At 66.8% G+C, this 16,081-nt stretch carries 15 protein-coding genes; 9 read left to right on the forward strand and 6 right to left on the reverse strand.

The window, feature by feature from the left end:
• The first annotated feature begins 43 nt into the window (after positions 1-43).
• Positions 44-1,486: an MFS transporter gene (locus GW587_RS05380; protein ID WP_166099558.1), complete on the forward strand. Its 1,443-nt coding sequence runs from the start codon at positions 44-46 to the stop codon at positions 1,484-1,486.
• On the opposite strand, the gene GW587_RS05385 is transcribed toward GW587_RS05380, so the two are convergent.
• The 3 genes from GW587_RS05385 to GW587_RS05395 all read right to left on the reverse strand — a co-directional run bounded on the left by GW587_RS05385 (position 1,483) and on the right by GW587_RS05395 (position 4,647).
• Entirely contained in the window at positions 1,483-2,733 is a 1,251-nt protein-coding gene (locus GW587_RS05385) for a right-handed parallel beta-helix repeat-containing protein (RefSeq protein ID WP_166099561.1), read from the reverse strand. The genes GW587_RS05380 and GW587_RS05385 overlap by 4 nt on opposite strands.
• Before the next feature lie 52 nt (positions 2,734-2,785).
• On the reverse strand, positions 2,786-3,667 hold the full coding sequence (locus GW587_RS05390; RefSeq protein WP_166099563.1) for a sulfurtransferase: 882 nt from the start codon (positions 3,665-3,667) through the stop codon (positions 2,786-2,788).
• Positions 3,668-3,729: 62 nt separating this feature from the next.
• Positions 3,730-4,647: a LysR family transcriptional regulator gene (locus tag GW587_RS05395; protein WP_166099565.1), complete on the reverse strand. Its 918-nt coding sequence runs from the start codon at positions 4,645-4,647 to the stop codon at positions 3,730-3,732.
• A 112-nt stretch (positions 4,648-4,759) separates the two neighbouring features.
• Here GW587_RS05395 and GW587_RS05400 point away from each other — a divergent pair, with 112 nt between their 5' ends.
• From GW587_RS05400 to pyk, 4 genes are all read left to right on the forward strand, one after another.
• Positions 4,760-5,848 (forward strand): tartrate dehydrogenase, encoded by a 1,089-nt coding sequence (locus GW587_RS05400; RefSeq protein WP_166099568.1) that lies wholly within the window; start codon positions 4,760-4,762, stop codon positions 5,846-5,848.
• A gap of 85 nt (positions 5,849-5,933) precedes the next feature.
• Positions 5,934-7,274 carry a dicarboxylate/amino acid:cation symporter gene (locus tag GW587_RS05405; RefSeq protein ID WP_166099571.1) on the forward strand — a complete coding sequence of 447 codons (1,341 nt, stop codon included), beginning with the start codon at positions 5,934-5,936 and terminating at the stop codon, positions 7,272-7,274.
• 14 nt (positions 7,275-7,288) lie between these two features.
• Positions 7,289-8,548, forward strand: coding sequence for a glycerate kinase type-2 family protein (locus GW587_RS05410; RefSeq protein ID WP_166099573.1), 1,260 nt, complete (start codon positions 7,289-7,291; stop codon positions 8,546-8,548).
• A gap of 11 nt (positions 8,549-8,559) precedes the next feature.
• Positions 8,560-9,978: a pyruvate kinase gene (pyk, locus tag GW587_RS05415; protein WP_166099576.1), complete on the forward strand. Its 1,419-nt coding sequence runs from the start codon at positions 8,560-8,562 to the stop codon at positions 9,976-9,978.
• Here the strand turns inward: pyk and GW587_RS05420 are convergent.
• Positions 9,975-10,724, reverse strand: a complete 750-nt coding sequence (locus GW587_RS05420) for an SDR family NAD(P)-dependent oxidoreductase (protein WP_166099579.1) — start codon at positions 10,722-10,724, stop codon at positions 9,975-9,977. The genes pyk and GW587_RS05420 overlap by 4 nt on opposite strands.
• Before the next feature lie 108 nt (positions 10,725-10,832).
• Between GW587_RS05420 and GW587_RS05425 the strand changes: the two genes are divergently transcribed.
• Positions 10,833-11,741, forward strand: a complete 909-nt coding sequence (locus tag GW587_RS05425; RefSeq protein ID WP_166099581.1) for a LysR family transcriptional regulator — start codon at positions 10,833-10,835, stop codon at positions 11,739-11,741.
• Here the strand turns inward: GW587_RS05425 and GW587_RS05430 are convergent.
• On the reverse strand, positions 11,738-13,138 hold the full coding sequence (locus tag GW587_RS05430; protein ID WP_207393356.1) for an aminotransferase-like domain-containing protein: 1,401 nt from the start codon (positions 13,136-13,138) through the stop codon (positions 11,738-11,740). The genes GW587_RS05425 and GW587_RS05430 overlap by 4 nt on opposite strands.
• A gap of 82 nt (positions 13,139-13,220) precedes the next feature.
• Here GW587_RS05430 and GW587_RS05435 point away from each other — a divergent pair, with 82 nt between their 5' ends.
• From GW587_RS05435 to GW587_RS05445, 3 genes are all read left to right on the forward strand, one after another.
• A complete protein-coding gene (locus tag GW587_RS05435) occupies positions 13,221-13,457 on the forward strand; it encodes a hypothetical protein (RefSeq protein WP_166099584.1) in 237 nt (78 codons plus the stop codon).
• A 262-nt stretch (positions 13,458-13,719) separates the two neighbouring features.
• Positions 13,720-14,472, forward strand: a complete 753-nt coding sequence (locus tag GW587_RS05440) for a LytR/AlgR family response regulator transcription factor (protein ID WP_166099587.1) — start codon at positions 13,720-13,722, stop codon at positions 14,470-14,472.
• An 18-nt stretch (positions 14,473-14,490) separates the two neighbouring features.
• Complete coding sequence (locus GW587_RS05445) at positions 14,491-15,582, forward strand: S41 family peptidase (RefSeq protein WP_166099589.1); 1,092 nt, start codon at positions 14,491-14,493, stop codon at positions 15,580-15,582.
• A 66-nt stretch (positions 15,583-15,648) separates the two neighbouring features.
• Here the strand turns inward: GW587_RS05445 and GW587_RS05450 are convergent, their stop codons facing one another.
• Positions 15,649-16,017: a GFA family protein gene (locus tag GW587_RS05450; RefSeq protein ID WP_166099592.1), complete on the reverse strand. Its 369-nt coding sequence runs from the start codon at positions 16,015-16,017 to the stop codon at positions 15,649-15,651.
• Positions 16,018-16,081: the final 64 nt, after the last annotated feature.

The following is a 16,081-nucleotide window of genomic DNA, read 5'->3' on the forward strand; positions in this document are numbered from 1 at the left end:
GGCTGTGTCATCATCGTCACATGAACCGCACTGGCCCCACATCATGAACACCGCCGCACAGCCGGGATGCGACCGCTCGATCGCGCTGGCGGCCCCGCCCTGCCCGGAAGATTTGCTGACCGCCCATCCGCGCATGGTGCTGGCCACCACCATCCTGGCCTCCAGCCTGGCGTTCATCGACGGCTCGGTGGTCAACGTCGGCCTGCCGGCCATCGGCCGCAGCCTGGGTGCGGACGGCGCCGGACTGTCGTGGGTGGTCAACGGTTACCTGCTGCCGCTCAGCGCCCTGCTGTTGCTGGGCGGCGCGGCCGGGGACCGCTACGGCAAGCGCCGCCTGCTGCTATGGGGCGTGGCGCTGTTCGCACTGGCGTCGCTGCTATGCGCCCTGGCGCCGTCGCTGCCGCTGCTGGTCGGCGGCCGCATCCTGCAAGGCGCCGGCGCGGCGATGCTGATGCCCAACAGCCTTGCCATCCTCGGCACCCATTTCAGCGGCGAGGCGCGCGGACGCGCCATCGGCATCTGGGCGGCGGTCGGCGCGGCGGCCGGCGCCATCGGCCCGCTGCTGGGCGGCTGGCTGATCGACGTGGTCGGCTGGCGCGCGATCTTCTTCATCAATCTGCCGCTGGCGGCGTTGGCGCTGGTGCTGGGCATGCGCTATCTGCGCGACCAGGCCGACGACGACGCCGAGCAGCTGGATCTGCCCGGCGCCGCGCTGGCCAGCGTCGGACTGGCGGCGCTGACTTGGGGTTTGACGGTCGCCTCCAGCGGCGGCGCGGGAAGCGCGGACCCGGGCGGCGGCCTGCATTGGCAGCCGCTGTTTGCGATCGCCGCCGGCGTCGCGTTCCTGCTGCTGTTCCTGCGCGTCGAGCGGCGCGCGGGCGACCGCGCCATGCTGCCGCTGTCGTTGTTCGGCTCACACAGCTTCAGCGGCTTGAACCTGATGACCTTCCTGTTGTACGGCGCGCTGGGCGCCCTGCTGTTGCTGGTGCCGTTCGTGTTGATTGAAGTCGACCACTACTCGGCCAGCGCGGCCGGTGCGGCGCTGCTGCCGTTGCCGGTGGTGATCGCCATTGCTTCGTCGACGATGGGCCGCATCTCCGGCAAGATCGGTCCGCGCCTGCCGCTGACGGCCGGTCCGGTGATCGTCGCGGCGGGCTTCCTGCTGGCGATGCGCATCGGCGGCGGCAACTACTGGACCACCACGCTGCCGGCGATGCTGGTGATCGCGATCGGCATGGCGGTCGCGGTGGCGCCGTTGACCACGGCGGTGCTGTCGTCGGTGGACGCGGCGCACAGCGGCGTCGCCTCCGGCTTCAACAGCGCGGTGGCCCGCGCCGGCGGCCTGCTGACCACCGCCCTGCTTGGGCTGGTGCTGGGCGCGCAAGGCCCGGCGCTGGTGGCGGCGTTTCATGTCGCGGCGTTGGCCTGCGCGGTGACGGCGCTCGCCAGCGCGGCCTGCGCCTTCGTCTGGATCTCCGACCGCTAGTCGAACGCTCCCATGCCGGCCAGCCGTCCGCCGGGGCGCGGACGAAAACTGCGCAGCAGCGGCAAGCTGCCGTCGGCCTGTCGTGGCGCATCCCAGCCCGCGCTGGAGACGTCGTCGAAATCGGCGGCGCTTATCGGCGCGGGCAAGGTCCATGAATTGCCCGCCATGTCCAGCCCCTCCGTGTTGGCGGTCGGCTTGGGCCCGTAGGCGATGTTGCGGCGCAGGTTGCCGAGATTGAGCGCGCCGCCATCCGCCGCGATCCCGAGCATGTTGTAGTCCGGACGATTATCGAAAGCCGTATTATTGAAGAAGTCCAGCGCCAGCGGATGATGGTTGGCGTAGAAGCCCGCCGCCTTGTTGGCGAATGCGACCGAGAAGCGCACCGTGTGACTGACGCCATTCTCCACGTACTTGCCACCGTAGCCGCCGGCCTTGATGCCGTTGCCGTTGCCCGCCGCTAGCGGCGTCATCGTGCCCGGCAGATAGCCATGCAGCCACGCCCACGAATACTCGATGGTCACCGGCGAGAAGGCGTTGATCAGGTCGAAACCGTCATCAGAATTGGCCCAGGCGCGACAGCCCCGGAACACATTGCCCGGCTGGCCCGCCTTGATATGCGCGCCGAAGCCGTCGGCGCTCTGGCCGGCGCCGTTCGACGTATAAGGATCGTAGTTGTGGTGCGAGTCGCTGTTGAGCACCAGATTGTATGCGCCATCCTTGATGAACAGGCCCGGTCCCATATTGTGGTGCAGGTTGAGCTGTTCGAAGACATTGTGGCTACCGCTGATCCACACGCCCCACGATTCGTGGTTCAGGCGATTCTCCGGCTGCTGCGGCACGCCGGTGACTTCCAGTCCCTTCAAGTGCACCCAACTGGCGGTGACGTTGAAGCCCTTGACGCGGCAGTCGTCCTTCATCGCCGAGAAATCGAACACCGGCGTCTCGCCCGGATAGGCCCAGTAACGTATCGGCCTGCCCTCGCCCCCGCTCTTGTCGAGCGTGACCGCGTTGACGGTCGCGGTGCGGCTGGCGCAGGCGTCGACGCCTACGGTGAACACATAGCGGCCGCCGCGAAAATAAATCGTGTCGCCGGGCCGGGCGCGTTCCTGGGCGTGCATCACCGACCGCCACGGCGCGGCCGGCGTACCGGCGGCGGCATCGCTGCCGTCCGGCGCCACGTAATAATCCGCTGCGGACGCCGGCATGCCCGCGCAGCCGCACAGCAGAAGGAGGATTCGCTTGATCATGCCCTCATTGTAGAAGGCGGGCTGCGGCTTTTGGCGACGCGCCGCACAAAAATCATCCGGTTGACCGGCTCCACTCGCACCAGCCGCCGTCGTAGACGCTGATATCGTTCCAGCCCATCAGCCACGCGTAGAAGAACGCCATCGACGCGCGCCAGCCGGTGCCGCAGTAGAACACCGTGCGTTCGCCGCCGGCGATGCCGGCGTCCGCCCACTGCCGGCGGATGTCGGCGGCCGGCTTCATGCTGCCATCCGCGTGGTGGTAGGTGCTCATGCTGTTGACGTCGCCGTCCTCGCCGGCCCGGCCCCAGCGCGCGCCGGGGATATCGCCGGCGGCGCTGATGTAGCTGTAGCCGGAGACCTTGCCGGTGAATTCGGCCTCGGTGCGGATGCTGACCAGCGCGCCGTCGCGTCGGGCCAGCAGCGCCTGCACTTCGCGCATGTCGGTCATGTATTCCGGATGCGCGGGGAATGCGGCACCGAAGTCGCATGCGGCGCCGGCTGCGCGCGCGGGCCCGCTCTCGCAGGCGTGGCCGCCGGCCCGCCATAGCGCGAAGCCGCCATCAAGCAGGCGCACGTCGCTCACGCCGGCGTACAACATCAGGTGCGCCAGCCGCGCGGCGGCCAGGTTGTTGCGGCCATAGAGGATCACCGTCGTATCGTGACGCACGCCATGCGCCAGCAGCAGCGCCAACAGCGCGTCGTCGGAGACCTTGTTCCACAAAGGCGCCTGCTCCACCAGGCAGGTATCCAGATAAGCCGCGCCGGGGATGTGCGCCTGTTCGAACAGGGCCTCGGCGCCGCATCCAGCCTCGAACAGGCGCCACGCGCCGGCCGGCGTCCCGCCGATCATCGCCGCCAGCGCCACGGGCGTGACCAGCTGACGCCCACGGATCAGGTCCGGGCGGGAGTCGGCAATGGCGGGGAAATCTCGCATATCGAGGGGGGCTTCGGTGCAAAACCCGGTATTTTACCCGCCTCGCGGGCGGCTTCGGCTTTTCAGTCGAAGCGTTCGAAGGCGTCGGTGAGGAATTCGACGAAGGTGCGTATCCGCGCCGAGAGCTGGTGGCGCTGCGGATACACCGCATAGATGTCGGCGTCCGGCGTCCGATAGGCCGGCAGCACCTGCACCAGCCGGCCCGACTCCATGTAGCGCTCGATGTCCCATTCCGCCCGCATCAGGATGCCGTGGCCGTCCAGCGCCCAGTTGACGGCGATCTCGCCGTCGTTGGTCGCCAGGTTGCCGCGCACCTTGACCGCCTCCGCGTCGCGTTCCGATTCACGACCGCTGAATAACCGCCAAAGCCCGTAAGCCTCGTCGCCCTGGCGGATGCAGATGCAGTTGTGCCGCCGCAGTTCCGACGGCGACTTCGGCTCGCCGCGCTCGGCCAGATACTTGGGCGAGGCGCACAGCAAGCGCCGGTTCGACGCCAGCCGCTTGGCGATCACGCGCGAGTCGGCCGGCGCGCCGAAGCGGATGCAGACGTCGAACTGGTCGTCCGTCAGCGCCGGCGGATCGACCGACAACTGCAACTGCACGTCCACCTCCGGATAGCGCAGCACATATTTCGAGATCACCGGCGCCACATGCAGCCGGCCGAAGCCCAGCGTGGCGTTGACCCTGAGCTGCCCCTTCGGCATGCCCTTGGAGCTGGTCAGCAGCTGATCCAGGTCGGCGATCTCGCCAAGGATGCGGCGCGCGTGCTCCAGCAGCACGTCGCCCTCGGGCGTGAGGCTCATGCGGCGCGTGGTGCGGTTCACCAGCGGCACGCCAACGCGCGCCTCGATGATCGACAGCCGTTTGCTGACCGCCGAGGTGGTGATGCCCAGCTCCCGCGCCGCGCCACTCAGGCTGCCGGCGCTCGACAGTGAAACGATGAAGCCCAATTCGGCCGGCTGGAATCCGCTGCTGCTCATGCTTGATTGTTGAGGTGGAGGTTAACAATGGCTTGAGTTTAGCCCTCTTAAACGCCGGCGTCCAGCGCTTACAGTGCAGCCACTACCCGCCACTCATACAAGGAGACCTCACATGAAAACCTACCAAATCGCAACCATTCCAGGCGACGGCATCGGCAAGGAAGTCGTCCCGGCCGGCCAGCAGGTGCTGGCCGCGCTGGCCGCCGGCGGCGCCGGCTTCCAGTTCGAATTCGAAGATTTCGACTGGGGCGGCGACTACTACCGCAAGCACGGCGTGATGATGCCGGCCGATGGCCTCGATGCGCTGCGCGGCAAAGACGCCATCCTGTTCGGCTCCGCCGGCGACCCGGACATCGCCGACCACATCACGCTGTGGGGCCTGCGCCTGAAGATCTGCCAGGGCTTCGACCAATACGCCAACGTGCGCCCTACCCGCATCCTGCCCGGCATCGACGGTCCGCTGAAGCGCTGCAAGCAGGAAGACCTGAACTGGGTCATCGTGCGCGAAAACTCGGAAGGCGAATACTCCGGCGTCGGCGGCCGCGTGCACCAGGGCCACCCGATCGAAGCCGCCACCGATGTGTCGATGATGACCCGCGTCGGCGTCGAACGCATCCTGCGCTTCGCCTTCAAGCTGGCGCAGTCGCGGCCGCGCAAGCTGCTGACCGTGATCACCAAGAGCAACGCCCAGCGCCACGCGATGGTGATGTGGGACGAGATCGCGCTGGAAGTGTCGCGCGATTTCCCGGACGTCAAATGGGACAAGGAGCTGGTCGATGCCGCCACCGCGCGCATGGTCAACCGCCCGGCCACGCTGGACACCATCGTCGCCACCAACCTGCACGCCGACATCCTGAGCGACCTGGCCGCCGCGCTGGCCGGCAGCCTGGGCATCGCGCCGACCGGGAACATCGATCCGGAACGCCGCTATCCGTCGATGTTCGAGCCGATCCACGGCTCCGCGTTCGACATCATGGGCAAGGGCCTGGCGAATCCTGTCGGCACCTTCTGGTCGGTGGTGATGCTGCTGGAGCACCTCGGCGAGAACGAAGCGGCGAAGCGCGTGATGCAGGCGATCGAAAGCGTCACCGCGAATCCGTCGCTGCACACGGGCGACTTGGGCGGCAGCGCCACCACGGCGGAAGTCACCCGCGCCGTGTGCGACTTCCTCGGCGGCGCGCAGCAGCGCAAGGCAGCGTAAGCGCCACGGGCGCAGGTCCGTCCCGACCGGCCATCAAGAGCCGGCGGGACGCGATCAAGCAGGACTATCCATAGGAGACCGCATCATGTCTAAGAAATTTTTTGGCAAGCTATACGTCCAGGTCCTGATCGGCGTCATCGCCGGCGGGGTGCTGGGCTTTTTATATCCGCAGCTCGGCAGCGACCTGAAGCCGCTGGGCGATGGCTTCATCCGGCTGATCAAGATGGTGTTCGCGCCGGTGATCTTCGCGATGGTCGTTCTCGGCATCGCCAAGATGGAGAGCATGAAGGAACTGGGCCGCGTCGGCGTGCGCGCGCTGATCTACTTCGAGGTCATGTCGACCTTCGCCCTGCTGCTCGGGCTCATCGTGGTCAACGTGGTGAAACCCGGCGCCGGCATGAACGTCGACGTCCACACGCTGGACACCACCAGCATCGCCAGCTACACGGCGGCGGCCGCCAAGCACGACACTTTCATGGGCTTCCTGCTGAACATGATCCCGGTCAGCGTGGTCGAAGCGCTGGCCAAGAACGATATCCTGCAGATCCTGGTGTTCGCCACCATGTTCGGCGTGGCGCTGTCGCACATGGGCCGCCGCGCCAAGCCGGTGGTCGACTTCCTGGAAGCCTTCAGCAACAGCATGTTCATCGTGGTCGGCATGATCATGAAGCTGGCGCCGATCGCCGCTTTCGGCGCGATCGCCTTCACGGTCGGCAAATACGGCCTCGGTTCGCTGGTGTCGCTGGGCCAGCTGATGGGGTCCATGTACATCACCTGCGTCGTGTTCGTGTTCGTCGTACTGGGTCTGGTGGCGCGGGTTTCCGGTTTCAGCCTGCTCAAGTTCCTCCGCTACATCAAGGACGAGATCTTCACCGTGCTGGGCACCAGCTCGTCGGAATCGGTGGTGCCGCAGATGATGCGCAAGCTGGAACACGCCGGCGTCGCCAAGCCGGTGGTCGGCCTGGTGATCCCTGCGGGCGTGACCTTCAATCCGGACGGCCAGTGCATCTACTACACGATGGCCGCGATCTTCATCGCACAGGCCACCAACACGCCGCTGACGATGATGGACCAATTCGTGGTGCTCGGCGTGCTGATGCTGACTTCCAAGGGTTCGGCCGGCGTGACCGGTTCCGGCTTCATCACGCTGGCGGCGACGCTGGCCTCGATGGGCAAGATCCCGGTGGCCGGCATGGTGCTGCTGCTCGGCGTGGACCGCTTCATGTCCGAAGCCCGCGCCATCACCAACACCATCGGCAACGCGGTCGGCACGATGGCGATCGCCAGCTGGGTCGGCGCGCTGGATCGCGACCGCATGAACCGCGTGCTGAACGGCGAGTCCACCGAGGAAGAGATGAAGGCGCTGTACGAGCAGGAAGAACCGGCGCCGGCATCGCTGACGGTGATGCACAAGGCCTCGGCCTGAACCAGGAGAACGCAATGAACCACCGCGAGCTTCTGCTTGATATGTTCAAGGCCGCGATCGCGGCGGCGCAGCCGGCGCTGTGCGTGCCGCCCGCGCTGCCGGAGGCGCCCAAGGGCCGGCTGATCGTGATCGGCGCCGGCAAGGCCTCGGCCGAGATGGCGCGCGCCGTGGAGCAGCACTGGACAGGTCCGCTCACCGGCCTGGTGGTGACGCGCTACGGCTACGCCGTGCCGTGCCAGCGGATCGAGATCGCCGAAGCGGCGCACCCGGTGCCCGACGCCGCCGGCCTGCAAGCCGCCCGGCGCATGCTGGACCGGGTGCACGGCCTGAGCGCCGACGACACGGTGCTGTGCCTGATCTCCGGCGGCGGCTCGTCGCTGCTGCCGCTGCCGATCGACGGCATCAGCCTGGAGGACAAGCAGCATGTCAACCAGGTGCTGCTGCAATCGGGCGCCAGCATCAGCGAAATGAACTGCGTGCGGCGCCACCTGTCGGCCATCAAGGGTGGCCGGCTGGCGGCGGCCTGCCATCCGGCGCGCGTGGTCACGCTGCTGATCTCCGACGTGCCGGGCGACGATCCGCGCGACATCGCCTCCGGCCCGACCGTCGGCGATGCCAGCACCTGCGCCGATGCGCTCGATATCGTCGGCCGCTACCGCATGCGGCTGCCGGAGCACGTGATGGACGTGCTGCGCAGCGGCCGGGGCGAATCGGTCAAGCCCAACGATCCGCGCCTGGCGCGCGCCGAAGTACGCATCATCGCCACGCCGCAAATGGCGCTGGACGCCGCCGCGCGGGTGGCCGCCGACGCCGGCGTCACGCCCTACATCCTCGGCGACGGCATCGAGGGCGAGGCGCGCGACGTCGGCAAGGTCATGGCCGGCATCGCGTTGCAGGCGGCGCGGCGCGGCCAGCCGTTCGCGGCGCCGTGCGTGCTGCTGTCCGGCGGCGAGACCACCGTCACCGTGCGCGGCCAGGGACGCGGCGGCCGCAACGTCGAATTCCTGCTGTCCTGCGCCATCGCGCTGCAGGGCGAAGCCGGCGTGCACGGCCTGGCCGGCGACACCGACGGCGTCGACGGCCAGGAGGAAATCGCCGGCGCCTGGATCGCGCCGGACACGCTGGACCGCGCCTGGGCCGCCGGCCTGCGCCCCAGCGCCAGCCTGGATAACAACGACGGCCACGGCTTCTTTCAACGGTTGGGGGACAGCGTCGTCACCGGCCCTACCCTCACCAACGTCAACGATTTTCGCGCGTTGCTCGTCACGCGCTGATTGGAACCCTCATGCACCGCAACCGCAATGCCAAGATCGTCGCCACGCTCGGCCCGGCCAGCAGCGACCGATCGACCATCCAAGCCCTGTTCGACGCCGGCGCCGACGTGTTCCGGCTGAATTTCAGCCACGGCGGCCATGCCGACCACAAGGCGCGGCTCGACACCATCCGTGCCATCGAACGCGATAGCGGCCGCCCGATCGGCGTGCTGCTCGATTTGCAGGGACCCAAGCTACGCCTGGGTGTGTTCAGCGACGGCCCGGTCACGCTCGCGGCGGGCGACGCCTTCCGCGTCGACATGGACCACGAACTGGCCGGCGACAAGCGCCGCGTCGCGCTGCCGCACGCGGAAATCTACAGCGCGCTGGAAGTAGGCACCGAACTGCTGATCGACGACGGCCGCGTCAGGCTGCGGGTGGAATCGTTCGGACCGGAGCACGCCGAAACCCGCGTCGTCATCGGCGGCCGCGTGTCGGACCGCAAGGGCGTCAACGTGCCGGGCGTGGTGCTGCCGTTGTCGGCGCTGACCGCCAAGGACCATGCGGACCTGGATTACGGCTTGAGCCTGGGCGTCGACTGGATCGCGCTGTCGTTCGTGCAGCGCGCCGAGGATATCGCCGAGATCAAGGCCATCGTCGGCGACCGCGCCGGCATCGTCGCCAAGCTGGAGAAGCCGGCCGCCATCGCGTCGCTGGAAGCCATCGTCGCCGCCAGCGACGCGGTGATGGTGGCGCGCGGCGATCTCGGCGTCGAGATGCCGCACGAGCAGGTGCCGGCGATTCAGAAGCGCATCGTGCGCGCCTGCCGCAAGGCCGGCAAGCCGGTGATCGTCGCCACGCAGATGCTGGAATCGATGGTGTCGGCGCCGGTGCCGACGCGCGCCGAAGCGTCCGACGTCGCCACCGCGATCTACGACGGCGCCGACGCGGTGATGCTGTCGGCGGAATCGGCGTCCGGCCAGTATCCGCTGGAAGCGGTGGCGATCATGCATTCGATCATCGCGCAGACCGAGGCCGATCCGTATTATCGCGAGATGATGGCCGCGCGCGACGACGGCGCGGCGGCGCTGGCCTCGGACGGCATCGGCGTCGCCGTGCGCGGCGTGGCGCAAGCCTTGAAGGTGGCGGCGGTGGTGGCCTATACCAGCTCCGGCTACTCGGCGCTGCGCATGGCACGCGAACGGCCGCACGCGCCCATCGTCGGCATGACGCCGCGCCAGGCCATCGCGCGCAGGTTGGCGCTGGCCTGGGGCGTGTATCCGGTGCTGTGCCACGAGGTGGTCGATGTGCTGGAGATGAGCGCGTGGGCCTGCCGCACCGCCAGCCGCGAAGGCATCGCCCGCAGCGGCGACACCATCGTCATCTCGGCCGGCATCCCTTTCGGCACGCCGGGCACCACCAACCTGCTGCGGATCGCGCAGGTCGATTAGATCTGCGCCGCGCCGCCGTCGACGAACAGCTCGATGCCGTTGACGAAGCTGCTGTCCGACGAGGCCAGGAACAGCACCGCCTTGGCGATTTCCTCGGGCTCGCCGAGGCGGCCCATCGGCACCAGCGTCGACAGGTGGCCGAACAGGCCGTCGACATGCTCGGCGGGCACCAGGCCGGCCAGTCCTGGGGTGCGCACCGGGCCTGGGCTGATGGCGTTGACGCGGATGTTGCGTGGTTTCAGGTCCAGCAGCCACGAGCGGGCGAAGTTGCGCACCGCGGCCTTGCTGGCGCTGTAGACGCTGAAGTTTTCCGTGCCCTGCACCGACGTGGTCGACGCGGTCAGGATCACCGAGCCGCCATCCTTCAGCAGCGGCAGCGCTTTTTGCACGGTGAACAGCGTGCCTTTCACGTTGCTGTCGAAGATGCGGTCGAAGTGCTCTTCGGTGATGCTGGCCAGCGCCTGCATGTCGCCGCCGCCGGCGTTGGCGAACAGCACGTCCAGATGGCCGGCCTTGGCCTTGATCTCGGCGTACACACGATCCAGGTCGTCCAGCTTGCTGCTGTCGGCGCGCACGCCGATGGCGCCGTGGCCGATGGCGGCGACCGCCGCGTCCAGCTCGGCCTGGCGGCGGCCGGTGACGAACACCAGCGCGCCCTGGGCCGCGAATTCCTGTGCCGAAGCCAGGCCGATGCCGGTGGTGCCGCCGGTAACCAGTGCTACTTTGCCTTCGAGTTTCTTGTTCATGATCTGCTCCTTGGGTAGTTGATGTCGCTACTGTATGCCTGTAAGATTGTTGAATAAAGTAGCTGAAACCGAATACGTTATTCCCCTATGTGAATAATCAAGGACGCAATGGACCAATTACTCGCGATACGCGCTTTCGCCAGGGTGGTGGAGGCCGGCACCTTCACCAAGGCGGCGGATTCGCTGCAAATGCCGAACGCCACCGTTACCAAGCTGATCCAGTCGCTGGAATCGCACCTGGGCGTCAAGCTGCTCCAGCGCACCACGCGCCGGGTCTCGGTCACGCCGGACGGCGCGGCGTATTACGAAAAGACCGGGCGGCTGCTGAAGGAACTGGGCGATATCGACGGCAGCTTCGGCACCGAGCGGGTCAAGCCGCGCGGCCACCTGCGCATCGACTGCGGCGGCTCGACCGCCAGCCTGCTGCTGATCCCGGCGCTGCCGGATTTCGTGCGGCGCTACCCGGACATCCAGATCGATCTGGGCGTCAGCGACCGGCATGTCGACCTCATCAGCGACAACGTCGACTGCGTGATACGCGGCGGCGTGCTGACCGATATGTCGATGATCGGCCGCCAGATCGGCGCCGCCGGCTGGGTCACCTGCGCCACGCCGGCCTATCTGGCCGAGCACGGCGTGCCGACGCACCCGGACGATCTGTCCAGCGGACATCGGGTGGTCAACTATTTATCGGCGCGCACCGGGCGCGCCATGCCGATGCATTTCCGCAAGGACGGCGAGAGGATCGAGGTCGCGGTGCGGCATGCGGTCGGCGTCAACGAGAGCAATGCGCACTATGCGGCCGGGCTGGCCGGGCTGGGCGTGATCCAGACCTTCCGCTACAACGCGCAGGCGCAGCTCGCCAGCGGCGAGCTGGTGGCCATCCTGCCGGACTGGCAGCCGGAGCCCTATCCGTTCTATGTGGTGTATCCGCCGAACCGGCACATGAGCAACCGGCTGCGGGTGTTCATCGACTGGATCGCCGAGCGTTTCGCCGCGGCGGCGCTGGGCAGTTAAACCACAGCGGCGCTGAACGACTCCGGGCGCCGCGCAAGCAGCCGAGACAGCTGTTGTAGACCCGCGCGCAAGCGCTCACGGTCGCGGATGCTGCCCAAAGAGATCCGAATCGCATTCACGGATCCGCTGCCGGTTGCGAATGCCTCCGCCGGCGTGACCGCGATGCCCTCGTTGTCGGCCGCACGCGCAAGTTGCGAGGCGTTCCAATACGCCGGCAACTCGATCCATACATGCAGGCCGTCTCCGGCGCCGCTGTACCGCCCCGCCAGGATATCCCGGGCCATCCGGTGGCGCAGGCGCGCTTCCTTGCGTACGCCCGCCATCAATCGCTCCGCCGAGCCGTCGAGAATCCACTGGGTGGCCAGCGCCGCCGTCAGCGGAGTGGCCATCAGCGCAAATGATCTGAGCGCGGCCAGGAAACTTGCGCGTTCGTGCGGGTCGCGGATCAGCACGAAGGCGACACGCAAGCCGGGCGTCAGGCATTTGGACAGCGTGGAGATGTGGTACACCTGTTCCGGGGCAAACGTGGCAATGGGCGGCGGCGGGGCTTCGGCAAGAAGCCAGTAGGGATCGTCCTCGACGATGCGTACATTGCGGCGCTTCGCGATGCCGGCGAGCTCCTTGCGCCGGCGTTCCGGAATGGTGATGGTGGTCGGGTTCTGCAATGTCGGATTGAGGTAGACCAGCCGGGGCTGGTGCTGATGGCATGCTTTCTCCAGCATCTCAGGCACCATCCCGTGCTTGTCCGCTTCCACTGCGATGACGTGCCGGCCGAATTGGGTCGCTGCGGCACGCAAGCCGGGATAGCTGGTTGGCTCCGCGAGGATCACATCGCCAGGCTGCGTCAGCGCAAGGATCAATGCGGCGATCGCCGCTTGCGCACCCGGACAGACGACAAGCTGTCGGGGATCCAGCGGTCCAAACATCGGTTCCAGCCATTTGGCGCCAGCCTGACGGTCGGACTCGCTGCCCCCGCCCAGGTGGTAAGTCATCAGCAATTCATTATTCGACCTCATTAATACTTGCGACAAGCCTTGTTTCAACAGGTCGTCGAAGTCCACGCCATCCGGCGGTGGTGGCGTATTCATGCTCAGGTCGAGGATCGAGGTCAATTCGACTTTCGGCGCCGCGACGTACGTGCCTCGAGCGCCGCGTCCCTCCAACAAGTTGCGGCGTCTGGCTTCGTCGTATGCGCGCGTGATCGTGGTCAGGTCGGCGTCCAGCTGTGCGGCCAACTGGCGCTGCGGAGGTAGACGGTCGCCCGGTTTCAGCGATCCGTCCGCCACCGCCGCCTGCAACGCATCCGCGATCTGCAAAAAACGCGGCCCGCCGCGCGCGGCCAATCGCGGCAACCAGGCTGGCGAATCTTCATCTTGTATGGTTTTCAACTGGGACATTTTGTCTTCATGTATGGACATTGTTTTAAAGTAGTATGCCTCAGAAGGTGCAGCAACACCATAACCTGGGAAACTCAAAATAATGGATTGGATACCAATAGTCTTCGTTACCTTCAAGTTTCTGGTGCTGGGCACGGGCATGTTCTACGCCATCAAGTGGCATTACGACCAAGGGAAGAAGGGGAAGGAAAACGAGAGGCGCGCGGTGCTCCGCGCCGGCGGCAAGGTGGCCGCAGTCTTCGTGCTATCGCTCCTGGGCCTGGGGCTGGTCACCTTTATCCTTATCAAGATGCTCGGTTTGGACTTGACCTTCCCGTGAAGGCCGGTTTCGGAACCTGGAATGAGAATGTTCAAACCGGCTGGTCGCGGGGTATGCACGGGTCGGCGCATTTGACTGGACCGCTGTCGGGCTATCGCTTAAGGTGATGGCTTTCGTGGCTCGGGACTTTGCATGCGCTCTATACTTTCGATTCGATGGATGGCTGAAACGATAGACACTTCTGGCTATCCAGCGTGAAAGTCGAAACTCCCCTGTGGCTGTTTCCGCCGACGCTGCCGCTGCGCGGCCTCGAGGTGGCGGCATGAACATCAGGGTCGTGATCGTCGACGACGAACCGCTGGCCAGGCTGGCGGTCAAGGTCAGGCTGGCGCGGCGCGGCGCCTTCGAGCTGGTGGGCGAATTCGGTGACGGGGCCAGCGCCTACGAAGGCATTGTGGCGCTGAAGCCCGACCTGGCGTTCGTCGACGTCGAGATGCCGGGCAAGTCCGGCCTCGACGTGCTGGCCGCGCTGCCGCCGGCGCAGCGGCCGATGGCGATCCTGCTGACGGCCTACGACGGCTTCGCGGTGCAAGCCTTCGAGCTGGCCGCCCTCGATTACCTGCTCAAGCCCGTCGACGACGAACGCTTCGACGAAGCCCTTGACCGTGCTCAGCAGGCTTTTCCCTACCGTGGCCAGGGCCGTGCCGCCGCACCGGTCACCCCCGCGTTGCGCAGCTTCAGCGTGCGTGTGGGATCGCGCACGGTGCTGGTGCCGGTGGCCGACGTCGAGCGCATCGAGGCCGACGGCGACTACGCCACCCTGCATGCGAAAGGCAAGACCTGGCTGGTGCGTGAACGCCTGCACAACCTGGCCATGCAGCTCGATCCGCGCCAGTTCCACCGCGTGCACCGCTCGTCCATCGTGCGGCTGGACATGATCGCCGAGCTGAGCCCGCTCACCAACCGGGACGCCATGCTGCGCCTGCGCGACGGCAGCGTGCTGCGCGCCAGCCGCTCCTATATGCCCGCGCTGGCCGAAGCGCTGCAACACCTCAACAAGACATCCGATTTGTAGTCCAACCTGGAGGAACGTATGTTAGGTAGAAAGAAGTTTGTCGCGGCAGTCGTATCGGCCATGCTGTTGTCGCTTCCCGCCTTCGCGGCGGCGGACGCCGCGCTGAACGCGGCCGGTCGCGCCGAGATCGTGCAGACACTGGTGGCGAAGATGAACGCGAATTACATCGATCCAGCGGTGGCCGAACGGGTCGGCCGTGCGATTACCAGCAAAAACGCCAAGGGCGGCTATGCGTCCGCCGACAGCGCGAAAGCGTTCAGCGCGGCGCTGGACACGGACTTGCGCGAACTCAGCAGCGACAAGCATTTCTCCGCCGGGTTTTACGAGGGTTTTCATGAGCGCGGCGCCGCGGAGTTACCCAGCCGCGCCAAGATGGACGAATGGCGCGAACAGAGCGTGCGGCGCGGCTACGACATCGAAAAGATCGAACGCCTTCCCGGCAACGTCGGCTACATCGAGCTGCGCGGCTTCGGCGGCGCGGAATTCGTCGGCGCGGCGTACACGGCGGCGATGTCGCTCCTAGCGGGAACGGACGCGCTGATCCTCGACCTGCGCCGCAACGGCGGCGGGAGCCCGGCCAGCGTGGCTTACCTGATGAGCCATTTCTTCCCGCTCGGCGACGAGCGTCACCTGATCGACATGTACGATCGCCCGAGCGATACCACGCGGCAGTTCTGGACCGTGAAGACGGTCGCACAGCGTTACGACAAGCCCGTGTATGTCCTGACTTCGGCCCGCACGTTTTCCGCCGGCGAAGATTGCGCCTATGATTTCCAGACACAGAAGCGCGGAACGCTGGTCGGAGAAACCACCGGCGGCGGCTCGAATCCCGTGGGCTGGTTCGGCGTCGGGCACGACATCGTGGTCTCGATCCCGACCGCGCGCGCGACCAATTCCGTCACCAAAACCAACTGGGAGCACGTCGGCGTGAAACCGGACATCGCCGTGCCGGCGGCGCAGGCGCTGCAGACGGCGCATGTCGCCATCCTGCGCAACCTGGTCGCGTCGGCCAAGGACGACACCGAGCGCAAGGAACTGCAGCGTCAGCTTGCAATGGCGGAAAAAGGCGAAGCGGAAAAGCCGGTCTACACGCTCAGGGGCGAGCGTTAACCCGGACGAAAGATGACGTCGCGGTCGAACTTACGACCTGCTCGACCTGCGCGCGCGCATGAAGTTTCATTGTTGCACCGGCAGCCAGCGCGGTTTGTTTTCCGGGAACCATTCGACGTCCACCGGGCCGGCGTACTCCGGCTCCAGCGTGCCGAGTGTGACGGCGATGCAATCGGGCTCCTGCGTGCTGCGCCAGAACAGGGTCGAGCCGCAAACGCTGCAAAAGCCGCGCCGCCCTTCGTCCGACGAGGCGTATTCGGTCACCAACGCGGCGCCGCGTTCGATCACGTAGCCCGCGCTGGGCACGTTGGCGTAGGAGCCGGCGGCGGCGCCGTGCTGCTTCCGGCACATGGTGCAGTAACAGTGACTGGCGTGGTGGACCGGCCCCTCGGCCCGGTACACGACACCGCCGCACAAACAGCTTCCTCTCAACATGGCACGACTCCCCCTAAACCGCACAATATACGCCGGAAGCGATGCGCGCGGCGCCGCCATTATT

Source organism: Duganella aceris (genome assembly GCF_011090165.1).
In the GTDB taxonomy this organism is placed as follows: domain Bacteria; phylum Pseudomonadota; class Gammaproteobacteria; order Burkholderiales; family Burkholderiaceae_D; genus Rugamonas; species Rugamonas aceris.

Coding starts and splice junctions, on each gene's coding strand:
- GW587_RS05390 (WP_166099563.1), bottom strand. CDS start 3,667: ATGCGAGATTTCCCCGCCATTGCCGACTCCCGCCCGGACCTGATCCGT.
- GW587_RS05385 (WP_166099561.1), bottom strand. CDS start 2,733: ATGATCAAGCGAATCCTCCTTCTGCTGTGCGGCTGCGCGGGCATGCCG.
- GW587_RS05410 (WP_166099573.1), top strand. CDS start 7,289: ATGAACCACCGCGAGCTTCTGCTTGATATGTTCAAGGCCGCGATCGCG.
- GW587_RS05395 (WP_166099565.1), bottom strand. CDS start 4,647: ATGAGCAGCAGCGGATTCCAGCCGGCCGAATTGGGCTTCATCGTTTCA.
- GW587_RS05420 (WP_166099579.1), bottom strand. CDS start 10,724: ATGAACAAGAAACTCGAAGGCAAAGTAGCACTGGTTACCGGCGGCACC.
- GW587_RS05380 (WP_166099558.1), top strand. CDS start 44: ATGAACACCGCCGCACAGCCGGGATGCGACCGCTCGATCGCGCTGGCG.
- pyk (WP_166099576.1), top strand. CDS start 8,560: ATGCACCGCAACCGCAATGCCAAGATCGTCGCCACGCTCGGCCCGGCC.
- GW587_RS05405 (WP_166099571.1), top strand. CDS start 5,934: ATGTCTAAGAAATTTTTTGGCAAGCTATACGTCCAGGTCCTGATCGGC.
- GW587_RS05450 (WP_166099592.1), bottom strand. CDS start 16,017: ATGTTGAGAGGAAGCTGTTTGTGCGGCGGTGTCGTGTACCGGGCCGAG.
- GW587_RS05430 (WP_207393356.1), bottom strand. CDS start 13,138: ATGTCCCAGTTGAAAACCATACAAGATGAAGATTCGCCAGCCTGGTTG.
- GW587_RS05425 (WP_166099581.1), top strand. CDS start 10,833: ATGGACCAATTACTCGCGATACGCGCTTTCGCCAGGGTGGTGGAGGCC.
- GW587_RS05445 (WP_166099589.1), top strand. CDS start 14,491: ATGTTAGGTAGAAAGAAGTTTGTCGCGGCAGTCGTATCGGCCATGCTG.
- GW587_RS05400 (WP_166099568.1), top strand. CDS start 4,760: ATGAAAACCTACCAAATCGCAACCATTCCAGGCGACGGCATCGGCAAG.
- GW587_RS05440 (WP_166099587.1), top strand. CDS start 13,720: ATGAACATCAGGGTCGTGATCGTCGACGACGAACCGCTGGCCAGGCTG.
- GW587_RS05435 (WP_166099584.1), top strand. CDS start 13,221: ATGGATTGGATACCAATAGTCTTCGTTACCTTCAAGTTTCTGGTGCTG.